The sequence below is a fragment of the Mycolicibacterium madagascariense genome, assembly GCF_010729665.1.
In the GTDB taxonomy this organism is placed as follows: domain Bacteria; phylum Actinomycetota; class Actinomycetes; order Mycobacteriales; family Mycobacteriaceae; genus Mycobacterium; species Mycobacterium madagascariense.
This window is the reverse complement of the sequence record NZ_AP022610.1, coordinates 4,719,708-4,738,392: the sequence shown is the minus strand read 5'-3', so window position 1 is coordinate 4,738,392 and position 18,685 is coordinate 4,719,708. Positions and strand designations below refer to the sequence as shown.

16 protein-coding genes are annotated in these 18,685 nt (G+C 70.4%); 10 read left to right on the top strand and 6 right to left on the bottom strand.

Annotation, left to right across the window (positions count from 1 at the left end; genetic code table 11):
* The first annotated feature begins 90 nt into the window (after window positions 1–90).
* The 5 genes from sfnG to purH all read left to right on the top strand — a co-directional run bounded on the left by sfnG (window position 91) and on the right by purH (window position 5,950).
* Window positions 91–1,221 carry a dimethylsulfone monooxygenase SfnG gene (gene sfnG / locus G6N60_RS22355; protein WP_163741360.1) on the top strand — a complete coding sequence of 377 codons (1,131 nt, stop codon included), beginning with the start codon at window positions 91–93 and terminating at the stop codon, window positions 1,219–1,221.
* Window positions 1,222–1,323: 102 nt separating this feature from the next.
* Complete coding sequence (locus tag G6N60_RS22350) at window positions 1,324–2,190, top strand: DUF5336 domain-containing protein (RefSeq protein ID WP_163741358.1); 867 nt, start codon at window positions 1,324–1,326, stop codon at window positions 2,188–2,190.
* 61 nt (window positions 2,191–2,251) lie between these two features.
* Window positions 2,252–3,724, top strand: coding sequence for a cell division protein PerM (locus tag G6N60_RS22345; RefSeq protein WP_163741356.1), 1,473 nt, complete (start codon window positions 2,252–2,254; stop codon window positions 3,722–3,724).
* Window positions 3,725–3,734: 10 nt separating this feature from the next.
* A complete protein-coding gene (purN, locus tag G6N60_RS22340) occupies window positions 3,735–4,370 on the top strand; it encodes a phosphoribosylglycinamide formyltransferase (RefSeq protein ID WP_163741354.1) in 636 nt (211 codons plus the stop codon).
* Window positions 4,367–5,950 (top strand): bifunctional phosphoribosylaminoimidazolecarboxamide formyltransferase/IMP cyclohydrolase, encoded by a 1,584-nt coding sequence (gene purH / locus G6N60_RS22335; protein WP_163741352.1) that lies wholly within the window; start codon window positions 4,367–4,369, stop codon window positions 5,948–5,950. The genes purN and purH overlap by 4 nt, the downstream gene beginning before the upstream one ends.
* 31 nt (window positions 5,951–5,981) lie before the next feature.
* Here the strand turns inward: purH and G6N60_RS22330 are convergent, their stop codons facing one another.
* Window positions 5,982–6,551 (bottom strand): hypothetical protein, encoded by a 570-nt coding sequence (locus G6N60_RS22330; protein ID WP_163741350.1) that lies wholly within the window; start codon window positions 6,549–6,551, stop codon window positions 5,982–5,984.
* An 86-nt stretch (window positions 6,552–6,637) separates the two neighbouring features.
* Here G6N60_RS22330 and modA point away from each other — a divergent pair, with 86 nt between their 5' ends.
* The 3 genes from modA to G6N60_RS22315 all read left to right on the top strand — a co-directional run bounded on the left by modA (window position 6,638) and on the right by G6N60_RS22315 (window position 10,859).
* A complete protein-coding gene (gene modA, locus G6N60_RS22325) occupies window positions 6,638–7,399 on the top strand; it encodes a molybdate ABC transporter substrate-binding protein (protein WP_246240939.1) in 762 nt (253 codons plus the stop codon).
* An 87-nt stretch (window positions 7,400–7,486) separates the two neighbouring features.
* A complete protein-coding gene (locus G6N60_RS22320) occupies window positions 7,487–8,890 on the top strand; it encodes a sigma 54-interacting transcriptional regulator (protein WP_163741346.1) in 1,404 nt (467 codons plus the stop codon).
* A complete protein-coding gene (locus G6N60_RS22315; RefSeq protein WP_163741344.1) occupies window positions 8,883–10,859 on the top strand; it encodes a VWA domain-containing protein in 1,977 nt (658 codons plus the stop codon). The genes G6N60_RS22320 and G6N60_RS22315 overlap by 8 nt, the downstream gene beginning before the upstream one ends.
* A 9-nt stretch (window positions 10,860–10,868) precedes the next feature.
* Here the strand turns inward: G6N60_RS22315 and G6N60_RS22310 are convergent, their stop codons facing one another.
* On the bottom strand, window positions 10,869–11,450 hold the full coding sequence (locus G6N60_RS22310; RefSeq protein ID WP_163741341.1) for a DUF1707 SHOCT-like domain-containing protein: 582 nt from the start codon (window positions 11,448–11,450) through the stop codon (window positions 10,869–10,871).
* Window positions 11,451–11,621: 171 nt separating this feature from the next.
* Between G6N60_RS22310 and G6N60_RS22305 the strand changes: the two genes are divergently transcribed.
* Window positions 11,622–12,203: a hypothetical protein gene (locus tag G6N60_RS22305; RefSeq protein ID WP_163741339.1), complete on the top strand. Its 582-nt coding sequence runs from the start codon at window positions 11,622–11,624 to the stop codon at window positions 12,201–12,203.
* A complete protein-coding gene (locus G6N60_RS22300; RefSeq protein WP_163741337.1) occupies window positions 12,200–13,123 on the top strand; it encodes an HTTM domain-containing protein in 924 nt (307 codons plus the stop codon). The genes G6N60_RS22305 and G6N60_RS22300 overlap by 4 nt, the downstream gene beginning before the upstream one ends.
* Window position 13,124: 1 nt before the next feature.
* On the opposite strand, the gene G6N60_RS22295 is transcribed toward G6N60_RS22300, so the two are convergent.
* The 4 genes from G6N60_RS22295 to G6N60_RS22280 all read right to left on the bottom strand — a co-directional run bounded on the left by G6N60_RS22295 (window position 13,125) and on the right by G6N60_RS22280 (window position 18,639).
* Window positions 13,125–13,898, bottom strand: a complete 774-nt coding sequence (locus G6N60_RS22295) for an enoyl-CoA hydratase family protein (protein ID WP_163741335.1) — start codon at window positions 13,896–13,898, stop codon at window positions 13,125–13,127.
* Window position 13,899: 1 nt separating this feature from the next.
* Window positions 13,900–15,057: an acyl-CoA dehydrogenase family protein gene (locus tag G6N60_RS22290; protein ID WP_163741333.1), complete on the bottom strand. Its 1,158-nt coding sequence runs from the start codon at window positions 15,055–15,057 to the stop codon at window positions 13,900–13,902.
* Window positions 15,054–17,033, bottom strand: a complete 1,980-nt coding sequence (locus tag G6N60_RS22285; RefSeq protein WP_163741331.1) for an acetyl/propionyl/methylcrotonyl-CoA carboxylase subunit alpha — start codon at window positions 17,031–17,033, stop codon at window positions 15,054–15,056. Before G6N60_RS22285 ends, G6N60_RS22290 begins: the two co-directional genes overlap by 4 nt.
* 73 nt (window positions 17,034–17,106) lie before the next feature.
* A complete protein-coding gene (locus tag G6N60_RS22280; RefSeq protein WP_276027943.1) occupies window positions 17,107–18,639 on the bottom strand; it encodes an acyl-CoA carboxylase subunit beta in 1,533 nt (510 codons plus the stop codon).
* Window positions 18,640–18,685 lie beyond the last annotated feature (46 nt).

The window sequence follows — 18,685 nt, the reverse complement described above, 5'->3', positions numbered from 1 at the left end:
GTGTTCTAGTCACCGCGCGCAAGGTGACGTTGGAATCTGACGGATCGTTACCCGTGACGCGCGCGGCGGCGGTTGGCTAGATGGCTCACCATGACGACCGAACGCATCGCCGACCACGTGAAATTCGCCTACTGGGTGCCCAACGTCAGCGGCGGCCTGGTGACCAGCGACATCGAGCAGCGCACCGACTGGAACTATGAGTACAACCGCAAGCTCGCGCAGACCGCGGAGAACAACGGCTTCGAGTACGCGCTGTCGCAGGTGCGCTACGAGGCCAGCTACGGCGCGGAGTACCAGCATGAGTCGACCAGCTTCAGCCTGGCCCTGCTGCTGGCCACCGAGCGGCTCAAGGTCATCGCCGCCGTGCATCCCGGGCTGTGGCAGCCGGCGGTGCTCGCCAAGCTCGGCGCCACCGCGGACCACCTCTCGGGCGGCCGCTTCGCCGTCAACGTCGTCTCCGGCTGGTTCAAGGACGAGTTCACCCACCTCGGCGAACCGTGGCTCGAGCACGACGAGCGCTACCGCAGGAGTGCGGAGTTCCTCCAGGTCCTGCGCAAGATCTGGACCGAGGACGACGTCGACTTCCGCGGCGACTTCTACCGCATCCACGACTTCACCCTCAAGCCCAAGCCGCTCAACACCCCCGAGCGCCCGAACCCCGAGATCTTCCAGGGTGGCAACTCGACCGCCGCGCGCCGTAACGGCGGCCTCTACTCCGACTGGTACTTCTCCAACGGCAAGGACTTCGACGGCATCACCGAACAGGTGGTCGACGTCCGCGACCATGCCCGCACCGTGGGCCGCGAGGTCAAGGTCGGGCTCAACGGCTTCATCATCGCCAGGGACACCGAGAAGGAGGCGAGGGAGACGCTGCGCGAGATCGTCGCAAAGGCCAATCGCCCGGCCGTCGAGGGCTTCCGCGACGCCGTACAGCAGGCGGGCAACGCGACCGGCGACAAGAAGGGCATGTGGGCCGACTCGTCGTTTGAGGATCTGGTCCAGTACAACGACGGCTTCCGCACGCAGCTGATCGGCACGCCGGAGCAGATCGCCGAGCGCATCGCCGCCTACCGCAAGCGCGGGGTCGACCTCATCCTGGGCGGTTTCCTGCACTTCCAGGAGGAGATCGAATACTTCGGCGCCCGCGTCCTGCCGCTGGTGCGCGAAATCGAGGCGTCCGAGCAGGATTCGCACGATCGGCCGACGCTGGTGTCCGCCTGAGTCGGCCTCTCGTGCTCGTCGCCGACTGCGGGGCGATGCCGATCGACCCGGAAGCAACGTGCGCTAGCGTGGGAGATCGAAACGCCCATCACAGGAGGGTTCATGTCGTATCCATCCGGTCCGACCGGTAACTCCGGATACCCGTCCGGACCACCTGCCCACTACAACGCGCCCACGCAGCAGTTCGGCAACGTGCAGGACGCCGCGCCGGCGGGGCCCAGCAAGGTGCCGTTCTATCTGGACATCGCGATCGTGGTGCTCGGACTCGCCGCGTACCTCACGACGTTCGCGCTCGGCACGGGCACGACCATCGGTCCGGTGGCCGCCGTGCTCGCGGGTCTGCTCGCCGGCGTCGGTCTGGTGCCCAAGCAGAAGAGTCACTTCGGCGTCGTCGCGGTGCTCGCCGTCCTCGGCTTCCTGGTGATCCTGTCCGACGTGATCACCGTCGGCGTGGGCAACGTCGGCTGGCCGTGGTACCTGCTACTGCTCTTCACGTTGCTGCAGGCCGCCGCCGCGGTGGCCGGCCTGCTGCTCGACGCCGGTGTCATCACCGCGCCGGCGCCGAAGCCGAAGTACGACCACAACCCCTATGGGCAGTACGGCCCGCCGAGCCCGTACTACGGCCAGCCCCAGGGCCAGCCCCAGCGCGGCGGCTACCCCCAGCAGCCCTACGGCGGCTACCCCAGTGGCCCGAGCACCGGCGGCTTCGCCGGACAGTCCGCGCCGCAGCCGCCGCAGGGCGGTTCCTCGCAGGGCGGGTCCCCCCAGGGCGGGTCTCAGCACGGTGGCCCCCAGCAGGGCGGCGCCCAGCCGGGCGGTGCGCAGCAGAGCGGTCCGCCGACGCCCCCTACGGGCTTCCCGGCATTCGGTGGACCGCAGGGTTCGAACAGTTCGCAGACGACGCAGTCGTTCGAATCGCAGCAACCGCAACAGCAGCCTGCACCGCAATCCACGCCGCCGCCGTCATAATCTCTAGCGGCACGCACGCGGGCGTGGCGCTGACGAGATGGTGCGAGGAGCGACGCAGCTAGTGGACAACCGGCCAGTCGGCACACGCCAGGCGCGCGATCTCCTCAGGGTCGCGTTCGGGCCGTCGGCCGTGGCGCTGGTGATCATCGCGGCCGTGGTGCTGGTCCAGTTGGTCGTCGCCAACAGCGACATGACCGGGGCGTTCGGCGCGATCGCGAGCATGTGGCTCGGGGTCCACGCGGTGCCGGTGTCGATCAGCGGCGCCGAACTCGGGGTCATGCCCCTGCTCCCGCTCCTGGCGATGGTGTGGGGCACCGCGCGCACCACGGCCGCCGCCACGCGGGCGGGCACGTCGTGGTTCGTGATCCGCTGGATCGTCGCCTCGGCGCTCGGCGGGCCGTTGCTGATCGCGGCGATCGCCCTAGCGGTCATCCACGACGCCTCCTCGGTGCTGACCACGCTGCAGACCCCCAGCGCGTCGCGCGCGTTCGGCTGCGTGCTGGCCGTGCACGCGGCGGGCGCCGCCATCGGCGTCGGCACCCGCGTGGGTCGACGGCTGCGAGCCACGCCGCGCGTGCCCTCGTGGCTGCCCGACGCGGTGCGGGCGGCGTCCGCCGGGGTGCTCGCGCTGTGTGGCCTGTCGGGCGTGATCGCCGCGGGGTCGATGGTCGTGCACTGGGGCGCCATGGACACGCTGTTCGGCATCACGGACTCCGCGTTCGGCGAGCTCAGCCTGACGCTGCTGTCGGTGCTGTACGCGCCGAACGTGATCATCGGGACGGCCGCGGTGGCCGTCGGCTCCAGCGCCCACGTGGGGCTGGCCACGTTCAGCGCGTTCACCGTCCTGGGTGGCGACATCCCGGCGCTGCCGGTGCTGGCCGCGGTGCCACGCCCGCCGCTGGGCCCGATCTGGGTGGCGCTGCTGATCGCGGCTGCCGTCGCGGGCGTCGCGCTGGGGCAGCAGTGTGCGCGGCGCGCCGTTCCGCTGCCGGAGGCGGCGGGCAAGCTGATCGTCGCGGCAGCCCTGGCCGCCGCGGAGATGGCGCTGCTCGGCCTGGCCGGCGGCGGGCGGCTGGGCAACTTCGGCGACGTCGGCGTCGACCAGACCACGTTCGGTCCCGCGGTGTTCGTGTGGTTCGCCGGGATCGGTGCGCTGACCGTCGTGATGAGCGGGGGCATCGGCCGTCGGCGCACGCCCCGGCCCGTCCCCGCCGCGGCTCCGGCGACCCCGCCCGCCGACGACACCGCGCCCATCCCCGCGACGCCGGACGCGCCCGTCGAGGAGCCGGAGATCGTCGCCGAGATCGTCGACGACCACTCGATCTTCGGGACGACGCACGACGAGGACGAAGAGCTCGCCTACGAGCCCCCGTTCGAGGAACCGCGGTACGAGCCTGCCTTCGAGGAGCCCCCGGCGTCCGCGTCGGTGCGGTCACCGGCCAGGGACGTCTTCGACCTCGACGACGACCCGGAGGCGCACTACTTCACCGATGACGACGTAGCCAGCGACGACCCGCGGCGATCAGCCGATTAGGCTGCATCGCGTGCCGAACCAGCCCCCACTCCGCGTGCCGGCCAGCGCGCCGGCGCGGTTGGTGGTGCTGGCGTCGGGGACGGGCTCACTGCTGGAGTCGGTGCTCGCCGCCGCCGTCGGCGACTATCCCGCGCGGGTCGTCGCCGTCGGGACCGACCGTGACTGCCGGGCCCTCGACGTCGCGGCCGCGGCAGCGCTGCCGTCCTACACGGTTCGCCTCGGCGACCATGGCGACCGGCCGTCGTGGGACGCCGCCATCACCGCGGCGACGGCAGCGCACGAACCCGATCTGGTCGTCTCGGCCGGGTTCATGAAGATCCTTGGCCCGCAATTCCTTTCGCGGTTCCTGGGCCGCGTGGTCAACACCCATCCCGCGCTGCTGCCCGCGTTCCCCGGCGCGCACGCGGTACCCGACTCGCTGGCCTACGGCGTGCGGGTGACCGGCTGCACGGTGCACCTCGTCGACGCGGGGATGGACACCGGGCCGATCCTCGCGCAGGAGGCGGTGACGGTTCTCGACGACGACGACGAGGCCTCACTGCACGAACGGATCAAGGTCGTCGAGCGGCGACTGCTGGTGGAAGTGCTTGCCGCGATGGCAACTCGCGGCGTGACGTGGACAGGACGAAAGGCAGCGATCGGATGACGCGGGAGCAGAGCGACCAGGACGGCAGGCGGGCCATCCGGCGCGCGTTGATCAGCGTGTACGACAAGTCCGGGCTGGCCGAGCTGGCGCAGGGGCTGCACGCGGCGGGCGTGGCCATCGTGTCGACCGGTTCCACCGCCAAGACCATTGCGGCCAGCGGTGTTCCGGTCACCCCGGTCGAGGACGTCACGGGCTTCCCCGAGGTGCTCGACGGTCGGGTCAAGACGTTGCACCCGCGGGTGCACGCCGGGCTGCTGGCCGACACCCGCAAGCCCGAGCACCTGACGGCGCTCGAGGAACTCGGCGTGGCGGCGTTCGAACTCGTCGTCGTCAACCTCTACCCGTTCAGCGAGACGGTCGAGTCCGGCGCGAGCGAGGACGAATGCGTCGAGCAGATCGACATCGGCGGCCCGTCGATGGTGCGGGCCGCGGCCAAGAACCATCCCAGCGTCGCGGTGGTCGTCGAACCGCGCGGCTACGACGGCGTGCTCGCGGCCGTGCGCGCCGGCGGCTTCACGCTTGCTGAGCGGAATCGGTTGGCGGCGTTGGCATTTCGGCACACCGCCGAGTACGACGTCGCGGTGGCCACCTGGCTGGGCTCGGTCCTGGAGCCCGAGCAGGGCGACGTCACGCCCCCGGAGTGGTTCGGCGGGACGTGGCAGCGCGCCGCGGTGCTGCGCTACGGGGAGAACCCGCACCAGGAGGCCGCGCTGTACCGCGACGACTCGGCGTGGCCGGGGCTCGCGCAGGCCGAGCAGCTGCACGGCAAGGAGATGTCGTACAACAACTACACCGATGCCGATGCGGCGTGGCGGGCGGCGTTCGACTACGAGCAGACGTGCGTCGCCATCATCAAGCACGCCAACCCCTGTGGCATCGCGGTGTCGTCGGTGTCGGTGGCCGACGCCCACCGCAAGGCCCACGAGTGCGATCCGCTCAGCGCGTTCGGCGGGGTCATCGCGGCCAACACGACCGTCAGCGTCGAGATGGCGGAGACGGTCGCCGACATCTTCACCGAGGTGATCATCGCCCCCGCCTACGAACCCGGCGCCGTCGAGATCCTGGCCCGCAAGAAGAACGTTCGCGTCCTGGTGGCGTCCGAACCCCGGGTCGGCGGACTGGAGTTCCGCCAGGTCAGCGGCGGACTGCTGGTGCAGCAGCGCGACGCGCTCGACGCGCCGGGCGACGACCCCGCGGGCTGGACGCTGGCCACGGGGTCACCGGCCGACGCGGACACCATGGCCGACCTGGTGTTCGCCTGGCGGGCGTGCCGCGCGGTGAAGTCCAACGCCATCGTCGTCGCGAAGGACGGGGCAACCGTGGGCGTGGGGATGGGTCAGGTCAACCGCGTCGATGCCGCCAAGCTGGCGGTCGAGCGGGCCGGTGACCGCGTGCGGGGTGCGGTGGCGTCCTCCGACGCGTTCTTCCCGTTCCCCGACGGTCTCGAGGTGCTGGCGGCCGCGGGGGTCACGGCCATCGTGCATCCGGGTGGCTCGATGCGCGACGACGTCGTGACCGCGGCGGCCGAGCAGGCCGGCATCACGCTATACCTCACGGGCGCACGGCACTTCGCGCACTGAGCGGGCTGCCCACCGAGCGCACCGAACGGGCTCACCCCGCGTGGCGACTCCGCCATCTGGCGCGCACGGTGGGCATCACGAGGACGGCCAGCGCCAGGTTGTAGACGGTGAGCACGGCGTAGAGCATCGTGTCGCGGTTGTCGAAGCCGAGCGCGCCGGGGGTGTGGTGGGCGGCCTCGACGGCGGACACCACGGTCAGCACGCCCCATCCCACCACCGCGAGCGCGGTGTAGCCCGCGGTCGTCCACTGGCCGGGGCAGGCGAGCACAGCGAGGGCCCCGCCCACCAGGAGCAGCCCGCCGTGCGCCGGAGTGACCAGCAAACACAGCACCGGAATGCCCTCGGTGCCGAACCGGAGATTGGCCATCGACCACGCGAGCGCGAAACCGCCGAGGATGCCGAGTACCAGGCCTTCGCTCAGCAGCCCGATCCGACCGACCCGAAAGCGCGAGAAACGGACTCGTCGCTGGCGGGAGGGCGCCGGGGGGAGGGCGACCCCACCCTGGGCAGGCGGTCTCGCCTCGCGTGTCGCGTACCCGTGTCCCAGCACGTGCTCCAGTTTGCGTTCTGAGGTCTTACGGTGGTTGCTGTGCAAGCTCATTGCCAGGTGATCTCAGCGCGGCTCACAGCGACCGCGATTCAGGGGATTCGTACGTTTCGGTAAGGTCACAGGGGATGAACAGGCGTATGACGACCGTTGCCGCGGCGGGTGCCGTCGTGCTGGTGGCGGCGACCGGGTGCGCCACGCGCCAGGAGCCTACCGTTCCCCTGACGGTGTACGCCACGTCGTCGCTGATCAAGACCTTCACGACGATCGGCAAGAAGTTCGAGGCCGACCACCCCGGGTTCTCGGTCCAGTTCGTCTTCTCCGGGTCGTCGGACCTGTCGAGTGCGCTGGCACAGGGCGCCGACGCGGACGTGTTCGCCTCGGGCGACGCCGCCAACATGGCCGTCGTCAGCGACGCGGGCGCGATCTCAGGAGCCCCGGTGCCGTTCGCGAGCAACCGCCTCGTCGTGGCGACCGCCCCCGGCAATCCGCGCAGGCTCGCGTCGCTGGCCGACCTCGCCGCTCCCGGTCTGCGCGTCGCGCTGTGCACCGATCAGAGCGCGTGCGGGACGGCCACCGAAGCGCTCGAACGCGCCAACGGCGTGCACCTGACGCCGGAGGCGGCGTCGTCGACGGCGCGCCACGTGCTGAGCGAGGTGACGTCCGGACGGGCCGACGCGGGTGTCGTCTTCATGCCCGACGCGCTCGCGGCGGGGAACAAGGCCTCGTGGTTCCCGCTGCCCGGGGACGGTGCCGCCGTCACGGCCTGGATCGCGGTAGTCAAGGGCACCACCCACGAGCAGGCCGCCGAGCAGTTCGTCCAGGAGGTCACCAGCGCCGAGGGCGGCCAGATCCTGGCCGACGACGGTTTCAGCCAGCCCCCGAAACGGGCCTCGGGGTAGCCAAACGTCGAAGTGACGTCATATTTCCGATTGCGCTGTAAGCAGGTAGCCGCTGCCCCGCGGCGTCAACAGTCGTAGCTTGGAGTGGTGACTTCATCTTCACCACCTTCACCTGAAACCGCAGATCTGCCCCGCACTCTCGGCGAGCTGCGCGCCTCCGGACACCGAGAGCGGGGCGTCAAGACCGAAATCCGGGAGAACCTGCTGGCGGCGCTCGGGGAGGGGCGCGACGTGTGGACCGGCATCCTCGGGTTCGAGGACACCGTGATCCCCCAACTCGAACGAGCCCTGATCGCCGAGCACGACGTCGTGCTGCTCGGTGAACGCGGTCAGGGCAAGACGCGGCTGCTGCGTTCGCTGACGAACCTGCTCGACGAGTGGACGCCCGTCATCGAGGGTTCCGAACTGCACGAGCATCCCTACACGCCGATCACGCCGGAGTCGATCAGGCGGGCGGCCACGTCCGGTGACGACCTGCCCATCACGTGGTTGCACCGCAGCGAGCGCTACACCGAGAAGCTCGCCACGCCGGACACCAGCGTCGCCGACCTCGTCGGTGACATCGACCCGATCAAGGTGGCCGAGGGACGCAGCCTCGGTGACCCGGAGACGATTGCGTTCGGGCTGATCCCGCGGGCGCACCGGGGCGTCGTCGCGATCAACGAGTTGCCCGACCTCGCCGAGCGCATCCAGGTGTCGATGCTCAACGTGATGGAGGAGCGCGACATCCAGGTCCGCGGCTACACGCTGCGACTGCCGCTGGACGTCCTGGTCGTCGCGAGCGCCAACCCCGAGGACTACACCAACCGCGGCCGCATCATCACCCCGCTCAAGGACCGCTTCGGCGCCGAGATCCGCACGCACTACCCGCTGGCGCTGGCCGCCGAGGTGGGCGTCATCACCCAGGAGGCCCACCTGCCGGCGGCCGTGCCGGAGTACCTGCTGCAGATCCTGGCCCGCTTCGCCCGTTCGCTGCGCGAGTCGCAGTCGGTGGATCAGCGCTCCGGCGTCTCGGCGCGGTTCGCGATCGCCGCGGCCGAGACGGTCGCCGCGGCGGCCAGGCACCGCTCGGCGATCCTCGGCGAGCAGGATCCCGTCGCCCGCGTCGTCGACCTCGGCACCATCATCGACGTCCTGCGCGGCAAGCTGGAGTTCGAGTCCGGCGAGGAGGGCCGCGAGCAGGCCGTGCTGGAGCATCTGCTGCGGCGCGCGACGGCCGACACGGCCCAACGCCTGCTGGGCGGTCTCGACGTCGGCACGCTGGTGACAGCAGTCGAGCAGGGCGCCCCGGTGACCACCGGCGAGCGGGTCTCGGCCAAGGACGTGCTGGCGGCGCTGCCGGACCTGCCGGTCGTCGACGCCATCGCCGAACGGCTCGGCGCCCAGTCCGACGGCGAACGCGCCGCGGCCCTGGAATTGGCGCTGGAGGCCTTGTATCTGGCGAAGCGGATCGACAAGGTGACCGGCGAAGGCGAAACCATCTATGGCTAAGAACGTCTCGCGGTATTCGCGATACTCCGGGGGCCCCGACCCCCTGGCGCCCCCGGTCGATCTGCGCGAGGCACTCGAGCAGATCGGCCAGGACGTCATGGAGGGCAGCTCGCCGCGCCGCGCGCTGGCCGAGCTGATGCGCCGCGGCACCGAGAACATGCGCGGCGCCGACCGGCTGGCCGCCGAGGCCAACCGCAAGCGTCGAGAACTGTTGCAGCGCAACAACCTCGACGGCACTCTGCAGGAGATCAAGAAGCTGCTCGACGAGGCGGTGCTCGCCGAACGCAAGGAGCTGGCGCGCGCGCTCGACGACGACGCGAGGTTCAGCGAGCTCCAGCTGGAGGCGCTGCCACCGTCGCCGGCGAAGGCCGTCTCGGAGCTGTCCGAATACGACTGGCGCAGCGACGAAGCGAGGCAGAAGTACGAGCAGATCAAGGACCTGATGGGTCGCGAGATGCTCGAGCAGCGCTTCGCGGGCATGAAGGACGCGCTGGAGAACGCCACCGACGAGGACCGCCAGCGCGTCAACGACATGCTCGACGACCTCAACGAGCTGCTCGACAAGCACGCCCAGGGCACGGACTCACCGGAGGACTTCCAGGAGTTCATGGCCAAGCACGGCGAGTTCTTCCCGGAGAACCCCAAGAACGTCGACGAGCTGCTGGACTCGCTCGCCAAGCGCGCGGCCGCAGCGCAGCGGTTCCGCAACAGCCTGTCCGCCGACCAGCGCGCCGAGCTGGATGCCTTGGCGCAGCAGGCCTTTGGGTCGCCGTCGCTGCAGAATGCGCTCAACAAGCTCGACGCGCATCTGCAGAGCGCCCGGCCCGGTGAGGACTGGCAGGGCTCGGAGCGCTTCAAGGGCGACAACCCGATGGGCATGGGGGAGGGCGCGCAGGCCATGGCCGACATCGGTGAGCTCGAGCAGCTCGCCGAGCAGCTGAGCCAGAGCTACGCGGGCGCGCAGATGGACGACGTCGACCTCGACATGCTGGCCCGTCAGCTCGGGGACCAGGCCGCCGTCGACGCCCGCACGCTGTCCGAACTCGAACGCGCGCTGATGAATCAGGGCTTCCTGGACCGCGACGCCGACGGGCAGTGGCGGCTCTCGCCGAAGGCCATGCGGCAGCTGGGTCAGATGATCCTGCGCGACGTGGCGCGGCAGCTCTCGGGACGGCACGGCGAACGCGACACCCGCCGTGCGGGTTCTGCCGGTGAGCTCACCGGTGCCACGCGGCCGTGGCAGTTCGGCGACACCGAGCCGTGGAACGTCACGCGCACGTTGACGAATGCCGTTCTGCGCCAAGCGGGTACGGGTGTCGCCGAGCTGCCGATGCGGATCACCGTCGAGGACGTCGAGATCTCCGAGACCGAGCAGCGCACCCAGTCGGCGGTGGCACTGCTCGTGGACACGTCGTTCTCGATGGTGATGGAGAACCGCTGGCTGCCCATGAAGCGGACGGCGCTGGCGCTGCACCAGCTCATCAGCACCCGGTTCCGCTCCGACGACCTCCAGATCATCGCGTTCGGTCGCTACGCGCGCACCGTCAGCGCGGCCGAGCTGACCGGGCTCGAGGGCGTCTACGAGCAGGGCACCAACCTGCACCATGCGCTGGCGCTGGCGTCGCGCCATCTGCGTCGCCACCCCAACGCGCAGCCCGTCGTCCTCGTCGTCACCGACGGAGAGCCCACGGCGCACCTCGAGGACTACGGCGACGGTGACGGCACCCAGGTGTACTTCGACTACCCGCCGCACCCGCGGACCATCGCCCACACCGTGAAGGGCTTCGACGAGATCGCCCGACTCGGCGCGCAGGTGACGATCTTCCGGCTGGGCAGCGACCCGGGTCTGGCGCGGTTCATCGACCAGGTCGCCCGACGGGTCGAGGGCCGCGTCGTGGTGCCCGATCTCGACGGGCTGGGCGCCGCCGTCGTCGGGGACTACCTGCGGACGCGGCGGCGACGGGGCTAGCCGTCGGGCCTACTGCTGGGCCTTGCGCTTCTTGCGCTTGATGCCGACGCTGCCCCACAGCGAGAACCCGCGGATGGTGACGCGCGGCGCACCCGGCGAGCCCTCGTCGGCGTCGCGGTCGAAGGCGCCCATCACGCCGACGCCGCGTACGTCGACGTTCAGTTCCGGGGGCAGCAGGATGGTCTGCCCGCCGCAGATCGAGTACGACGTGATCTCGACGTCGGTCGCGGTGAAGTCCGCGTAGCGCAGGTCGATCACGCCACCGCCGAACAACGCGACCGACGTCAATCGCTTCGGCACGTTCCAGCGACCGCGGCGTTCGAAACCGCTCATGATGGCCAGCAGCAGCGTCGACGGCGCGGGCCTGCCGGGTCCGCTCGCGGGGGCGGTGGTGGCGATGCCGGGGAGGTCGGCGCTCAGGCGGTCGAGCTCGTCGATGGTCTGGGCGGCGTACGCCTTCTTGAGACGGTCCTCGTATTCGCTCATTTCGAGGAGTCCCTGCGCGGCGGCGTCGGTGAGCAACTGGGCCATCTGTATGCGGTCGGTGTCGGCAGCCCTCATGGACCCGAACCGCGATGCTCCATTGCTCATTGAGGTCGAGCCTACGACGAACGCTCAGACATGCAAGGTGCGTCGCCGGGAAGTCACCGTTTCACCGCCCTCGACGCCGTCGCGGCGCACCCCGGCGCGCACCTCGGCGCATCGAAGGGGCCGCGAACTATACTTCGGCGAATTCCGACATCCGAGCGTGAGGCGGTCCCGTTGGCAGCGGTCGTGGGCGAGGAGCGGACGGCCCCGCGTCCCGACGACGCCGCCGAGCCGTCGCCGACCCGGCAGCAGCGGTTCGAGAACTCCCGCGCCGGCCGGGTGGTCATCAGCGTCGTCATCGCCGCGATCCTGTTGCTGAACCTGGTGTGGAATCTGCCGCAGAACTCGCCGATCGCCAAGGGCCTGCACGACCTCACCGACCCGTTGTCCGTGCCCCTCGGGCTCGACCAGTGGTGGGGCATGTTCGCGATTCCCGAGAGCCGGGTCACCTCCGTCGACGTCGATGTGACGATGGCCAACGGCGAGACGCGGATCTGGCACATGCAGCCGGGGGCGCCCGGCGTCGGCTGGTGGTCCCGGTGGACGGGTCTGCGCAACCAGGTGGTGACCAACCCGGTGGTGCGGCCGCAGCTGGCGCACTGGGTCGTCGGCCAGGTCACCAAGCCCGGTGAACGCGCGACCGAGGTCGTCGTGCTGCTGCGCTCGGAGAACCTGTCGAAGCCGGGTGAACCCGCCGCCGGACGCTCCCCGGCCAGCAAGGTGCTCTACCAGGAGACGCTGGCGGCGCCCCGATGAGCACGCTGCGCACGACCCTGGCCGGCCACTGGACCACCTTCTGGTTCGGCCCTCAGCCCGCCTATCCGCTCGGCCTGGTGCGGATGGCGTTCGGCCTGCTCGCGGTGATCTGGACCCTGGCCGCGCTCGACGACGTCCGCCGGGTCTTCGGGACCGGAGGCCCCTCGGCCCGCTACGTCCTGCGCGATTACCAGTGGACCGTCTTCCGAATCTGGACGAGTGACACCGCGCTGCTGATCGGATGGGGCGTGCTGTTGCTGGCGGCCATTGCGCTGATGGTCGGCTGGCATGCGCGGGTGGCGGCGCTGCTGGTGTTCGTGCTGCTGTACTCGTTCGACCGCCGCGGCCTCTACCTCTACAACGCCGGGGACGCGCTGATCGTCATCATCGCGCTGGTCCTGGCGCTCTCGTCGTGCGGCGCCGCGCTGTCGCTGGACCAGCGCCGCAGGACCGGTTCGTTCTGGTCGGCGCAGACGGTGGCGCCGTGGTCGGTCCGGCTGCTGCAGGTGCAGCTCTCGCTGATCTACGTCTTCGCTGCGCAGGCCAAGCTGAGCGACAGGACCTGGGTCGACGGTTCGGCGATGTTCTACGCCTGGCACACCGACGGCAAATGGGCGATGCTGACCGCGCCCGACTGGGTGTCCTCCAGCGCGGTGCTCGTCAACGCGATCTCGTGGGGCGCCGTCCTGATCGAGCTGGCCATCGCCGTGCTGGTGTGGAACCGGCGTTGCCGGCCGTGGGTGCTCGCGGTCGGCGTGGTGATGCACCTGCTGATGATGCTGACGCTCAACGTCGGCCTGTTCAGCCTCGCGATGTACGTGCTGTACCTGGCGTTCGTGCCGTGGGACGTCGTGCGGTCCCTGCCGGAGCGGGCGGCCGACCGGTGGCGCACAGCGCGCCGCCGCGGAGCCCGCACCTAGCTCAGCGGGGTGCGGCCCAGCGCGGCGGTCGCTTCTCCAGGAACGCCACGATCCCCTCGCGGGCCTCCTCGGAGACGAACAGCTCGGCGGACTGCGCGGTCAGCTCCTCGGCATGGGCGTCGAACGCCGCGAGGACCGCCCGGGTCGTCAACGCCTTGGAGGCCGCCAGGCCCTGGGGTGACCCCTTCGCGACGTCCGCCGCCAGCGCCGCCACCGTAGCCTGCACGTCGTCGGCAGCCAGCGTGACGAGCCCGCTGGCGGCGGCCTCGGCGGCGCCGAACTTCTCACCGGTGACGAAGTAGCGGCCCGCCGCCCGCGGGGTCATCTTCGGCAGCAGCGTCAGCGAGATGATCGAGGGCGCCACGCCGATGCGGACCTCGGTCAGCGCGAACGTGCTCGCCGGTCCGGCGACGACGACGTCGCACGCCCCGACCAGTCCGAGCCCGCCGGCCCTGACGTGTCCGTCGATGGCGCCGATGACCGGCACCGGCAACTCGACGATCGCCCTCAGCAACTGCGTCATCTCGCGGGCCCTGGCGACGGCGAGTTCGCCGGGATCGCGGCCGGCGGCCTCGCTCAGGTCGGCGCCCGCGCAGAACGTGCCGCCCGCGTGGCCGAGGACGACGCACCGGACGCCGGGGTCGTTCGCGGCGGTGTCGAAGCCGTCGTGCAGCTGCGCGACCAACGCCGTCGACAGCGCGTTGCGGTTGTGCGGTGAGTCCAGCACCAGCCGCGCGACGCCGTCCTCGGCGGCGTAATGGACCAGCTCTGCCATCTCAGTAGGACCGGGGCAGACCCAGCGACGTCTGCGCGATGAAGTTCAGGATCATCTCGCGGCTCACCGGGGCGATGCGCGCCAGGCGCGACGCCGTCAGCACCGAGGCGATGCCGTACTCCTTGGTCAGCCCGTTGCCGCCGAGGGACTGCACGGCCTGGTCGACGGCCTTCACCGACGCCTCGCCCGCGGCGTACTTCGCCATGTTGGCCGCCTCCGCCGCGCCGAAGTCGTCCCCGCCGTCGTACAGCGTCGCGGCCTTCTGCATCATGAGCTTGGCGAGCTCGATCTCGATGTAGTTCTGCGCCAGCGGATGCGACAGCCCCTGGTGCGCACCGATCGGCGTCTTCCACACCTGTCGGGTCTTGACGTAGTCGGTGGCCTTGTCGATCGCGAAGCGGCCCATGCCCACCGCGCTGGCGGCGCCCATGATGCGCTCGGGGTTGAGGCCGGCGAACAGCTGCGCGATGGCCGCATCCTCGGAGCCGACGAGCGCGTCGGCGGGCAGCCGCACATCGTCGAGGAAGAGCTGGAACTGGTTCTCGGGGCTGACGATCTCCATGTCGATCTTGGTCCACGACATGCCGGGGGTGTCGGTGGGGACGACGAACAGCGCGGGCTTCAGGTTGCCCGTCTTGGCCTCCTCGGTGCGGCCCACGACGAGCACCGCCTGAGCCTGGTCGACACCGGAGATGTAGACCTTCGCACCCGAGAGGATCCAGTCGCTGCCGTCGCGGCGGGCCGTGGTGGTGATGCGGTGGGAGTTGGAGCCCGCATCGGGTTCGGTGATGGCGAACGCCATGGTGATCGAGCCGTCGGCGATGCCGGGCAGCCAGCGCTTCTTCTGGTCGTCGGTGCCGAACTTGGCGATGATGGTGCCGTTGATGGCGGGGGAGACGACCATCAGCAGCAACGCACAGCCCGCGGCCGCCATCTCCTCCATGACCATCGACAGCTCGTACATGCCGGCGCCGCCGCCGCCGTACTCCTCGGGCAGGTTGACGCCGATGAAGCCGAGTTTGCCTGCCTCACTCCACAATTCGGTGGTGTGCTCACCCGCGCGGGCCTTCTCCAGGTAGTAGGCGGGTCCGTAGCTGGCGGCCATGGCGGCCACGGCCTTGCGCAGTTCCTGCTGTTCGTCGGTCTCGGTGAAGCTCATTGGGGATCTCCTTGGGTTTCGATGCGGGCAAGGACGAAGCCGACGTCGACCTGCTGGCCGATGCCGACGTTCAGTTCGGCGAGCACACCGTCGGTCGGTGCGGCGATGGTGTGCTCCATCTTCATGGCCTCCAGCCAGATGAGGGCCTGACCCATGGTGACGTGGTCGCCGACCGACGCGGCGAGCTTGGACACCGCGCCGGGCATCGGCGCCAGCAGCGAGCCCTGCGCGAGCGTCGAGTCGGGGTCGGGGAACCGGGATTCGGCGACGAGCCGCACCGGGCCGAGTGGGCCGTCGACGTAGACCTCGTCGCGGTGGCGGGCGACGTCGAACGTCCGCTCGGCGCCGTCGATGGCGAGGACGACGCGCGTCGGCGTCGCGGACACCAGGCGGACGCCGTCCTGATCGGCGAACTCGACACCGCTGCGGGCGAACCGGTAGCGCACCTCGAGTGCGTGGCCCGCCGCGTCGGTGTACCGCTTGGTCTGGTGTCCCGAGCTCAGGTTGCGCCAACCGCTCGGCAGTCCGCCGAGTACCCTTGCCGCACTGCGGTTCTCGGCAGCGTCGGCCAGTGCTGCGGCGACCGCGGAGTGTGCGGCGGCCGACGGGTCGGCCAGGGGCGCCGCCAGCGTGTCCAGGCCGTGGGTGTCGAAGAACGCGGTGTCGGTGGCGCCGTCGCGGAAGGCGCTGTGCCGCAGCACGTTCACCAGGAGGTCGCGATTGGTCCTGATGCCGTGCAGTCGGGTGCGGGCCAGCGCGTCGGCCAGGATGGCGGCCGCCCGTTCGCGGGTCGGGGCGAACGAGATGACCTTCGCGAGCATCGGGTCGTAGAACACCGATACCACCGAGCCGTCGACGACGCCGGAGTCCAGCCGGACACCGGTCCTGCCCAGCACCCTGAATTCGGTCAGCGCGGTCGGCACGGCGAAGCGGTGCAGGGCACCCGCCTGCGGCTGCCAGTCCTTCGCGGGGTCCTCGGCGTACAGCCGGGCCTCGATCGAATGACCCCGTGCGACGGGCGGTTCCGGGTCGAGGCGGCCGCCGTCGGCGACCAGCAGCTGCAGTTCGACGAGATCGAGCCCGGTGGTCTCCTCGGTGACGGGATGCTCGACCTGCAGCCGGGTGTTCATCTCGAGGAAGAAGAACTCGCCTGCCCCATCCTCCGAGCCGGAGGCCATGAACTCGACGGTGCCCGCCCCGGTGTAGTCGATGGCCTTGGCGGCGAGGCGGGCCGCCTCGAACAGCTTGGCGCGCATGCCGGGCGTGCGTTCGACGAGCGGCGAGGGCGCCTCCTCGATGATCTTCTGGTGGCGGCGCTGAATCGAACACTCGCGTTCGCCGACCGCCCAGACCGTGCCGTGCGCGTCGGCCATCACCTGCACCTCGACGTGGTGACCGCTGGCGAGGTAGCGCTCGCAGAAGACGGTCGGGTCGCCGAACGCCGACTGTGCTTCGCGCCGCGCGGCCTCGACCTGCCCAGGCAGCTCGGCGAGGTCGCGCACGACGCGCATGCCTCGACCGCCGCCGCCCGCGGAGGCCTTGATCAGCACGGGCAGCTGTTCGGGCGTGACCGTCTCGGGGTGGAGTTCGTCGAGTACCGGCACGCCCGCCGCGGACATCATCTTCTTGGCCTCGATCTTGCTGCCCATCGCCTGCACCGCGGCGACCGGCGGCCCGATCCACGTCAGCCCGGCGTCCTGCACCGCGGCCGCGAATTCGGCGTTCTCCGAGAGGAATCCGTAACCGGGATGGATGGCGTCGGCGCCCGAGGTCCGTGCCGCCGCGATGAGCTGGCCCACGTCGAGGTAGGCGTTGCGACCGTCGAGGCGGACCCGGACGTCGGCCTCGGCGACGTGCGGTGCGGCGGCGTCGGGCTCGGTGTACACCGCCACGGTGCCCAGGCCGAGGCGGCGGCACGTGGCGAACACGCGACGGGCGATCTCGCCGCGGTTGGCCACCAGAACGCGGGTGATCACTGTTCTCCTCCTACGATTCGTGTCGTTTGAGGAGCGGCCACCGCGACGAATACTCCACGAATCACTGAGCTACTCACATCCGGAAGACGCCGAAGTTCGACGTCCCCTCGATCGGGCCATTGGCGATGGCGGACAGACACATTCCCAGCACCGTGCGGGTGTCGCGAGGATCGATGACGCCGTCGTCGAACATCCGCCCCGACAGGAACATCGGCAGGGACTCGGCGTCGATCTGCGCCTCGATCGCGGCGCGCAGGGCGGCGTCGGCGTCCTCGTCGACCTGCTGCCCGCGGGCTTCGGCGGCCGCGCGGCTGACGATCGAGATGACGCCCGCGAGTTGCGTGCCACCCATGACCGCGGACTTCGCGCTGGGCCAGGCGAACAGGAAGCGCGGGTCGTAGGCGCGCCCGCACATGCCGTAGTGCCCCGCGCCGTAGGACGCGCCCAACAGCAGCGAGAGGTGTGGCACCGTGGAGTTGGACACGGCGTTGATCATCATCGAGCCGTGCTTGATCATCCCGCCCTCCTCGTACGCCTTGCCGACCATGTAGCCAGTCGTGTTGTGCAGGAACAACAGTGGCGTGTTCGCGCGGTTGGCCAGCTGGATGAACTGGGTGGCCTTCTGCGACTCCTCGCTGAACAGCACGCCGCGGGCGTTGGCCAGGATGCCGATGGGGTAGCCGTGCAGCGTGGCCCAGCCCGTCACCAGCGAGCCACCGTAGAGCGGCTTGAACTCGTCGAACTCCGAACCGTCGACGATCCGGGCGATCACGTCGCGCGGGTCGAACGGAACCCGCAGATCGGCGGGCACGATGCCGATCAACTCCTCGGCGTCGTACAGCGGCTCGGTGACCGGGCGCGGCGTGGGACCCGCCTTGCGCCAGTTCAATCGCGCCACGATGCGGCGGCCGAGGCGGATCGCGTCGGGCTCGTCGTGGGCGAGGTAGTCGGCCAGACCCGAAGTGCGGGCGTGCATCTCGGCACCCCCGAGGGATTCGTCGTCGGACTCCTCACCGGTCGCCATCTTCACCAGGGGCGGCCCGGCGAGGAACACCTTCGAACGCTCCCGGATCATCACGACGTGGTCGGACATGCCCGGCACGTACGCTCCACCGGCGGTGGAGTTGCCGAACACCAGCGCGATCGTGGGGATGCCCGCCGCCGACAGCCGCGTGAGGTCGCGGAACATCTGCCCGCCGGGGATGAAGACCTCCTTCTGCGTCGGCAGGTCGGCCCCACCGGACTCGACGAGCGAGATCACCGGCAGCCGGTTCTCCCGCGCAATCTGGTTGGCGCGCAAGATCTTTCGCAGCGTCCACGGATTGCTGGTGCCGCCCTTGACCGTGGGGTCGTTGGCGACGATCAGGCACTCGACGCCCTCGACCACGCCGATGCCCGTCACGACGCTGGCGCCGACGTGGAAGTCGCTGCCCCACGCCGCCAGCGGGCTCAGCTCGAGGAAGGGCGAGTCGGGGTCGACGAGCAGCTCGATGCGCTCGCGCGGGGTGAGCTTGCCGCGGGCGTGGTGGCGCTCGACGGACTTCGCGCTGCCGCCGGCGAGCGCCTTGGCGTGCTCGGCGTCGAGCTCGGCCAGCTTGGTGGTCATCGCCGCGGCCGCATCGACGAAGGCGGGCGACCGGACGTCGAGCGTC

Excerpts from the sequence above, each read along its gene's own strand:
- sfnG (WP_163741360.1), top strand. The coding sequence starts at position 91 with ATGACGACCGAACGCATCGCCGACCACGTGAAATTCGCCTACTGGGTG.
- G6N60_RS22350 (WP_163741358.1), top strand. The coding sequence starts at position 1,324 with ATGTCGTATCCATCCGGTCCGACCGGTAACTCCGGATACCCGTCCGGA.
- purH (WP_163741352.1), top strand. The coding sequence starts at position 4,367 with ATGACGCGGGAGCAGAGCGACCAGGACGGCAGGCGGGCCATCCGGCGC.
- G6N60_RS22330 (WP_163741350.1), bottom strand. The coding sequence starts at position 6,551 with ATGAGCTTGCACAGCAACCACCGTAAGACCTCAGAACGCAAACTGGAG.
- modA (WP_246240939.1), top strand. The coding sequence starts at position 6,638 with ATGACGACCGTTGCCGCGGCGGGTGCCGTCGTGCTGGTGGCGGCGACC.
- G6N60_RS22315 (WP_163741344.1), top strand. The coding sequence starts at position 8,883 with ATGGCTAAGAACGTCTCGCGGTATTCGCGATACTCCGGGGGCCCCGAC.
- G6N60_RS22310 (WP_163741341.1), bottom strand. The coding sequence starts at position 11,450 with ATGAGCAATGGAGCATCGCGGTTCGGGTCCATGAGGGCTGCCGACACC.
- G6N60_RS22300 (WP_163741337.1), top strand. The coding sequence starts at position 12,200 with ATGAGCACGCTGCGCACGACCCTGGCCGGCCACTGGACCACCTTCTGG.
- G6N60_RS22295 (WP_163741335.1), bottom strand. The coding sequence starts at position 13,898 with ATGGCAGAGCTGGTCCATTACGCCGCCGAGGACGGCGTCGCGCGGCTG.
- G6N60_RS22290 (WP_163741333.1), bottom strand. The coding sequence starts at position 15,057 with ATGAGCTTCACCGAGACCGACGAACAGCAGGAACTGCGCAAGGCCGTG.
- G6N60_RS22280 (WP_276027943.1), bottom strand. The coding sequence starts at position 18,639 with ATGACCACCAAGCTGGCCGAGCTCGACGCCGAGCACGCCAAGGCGCTC.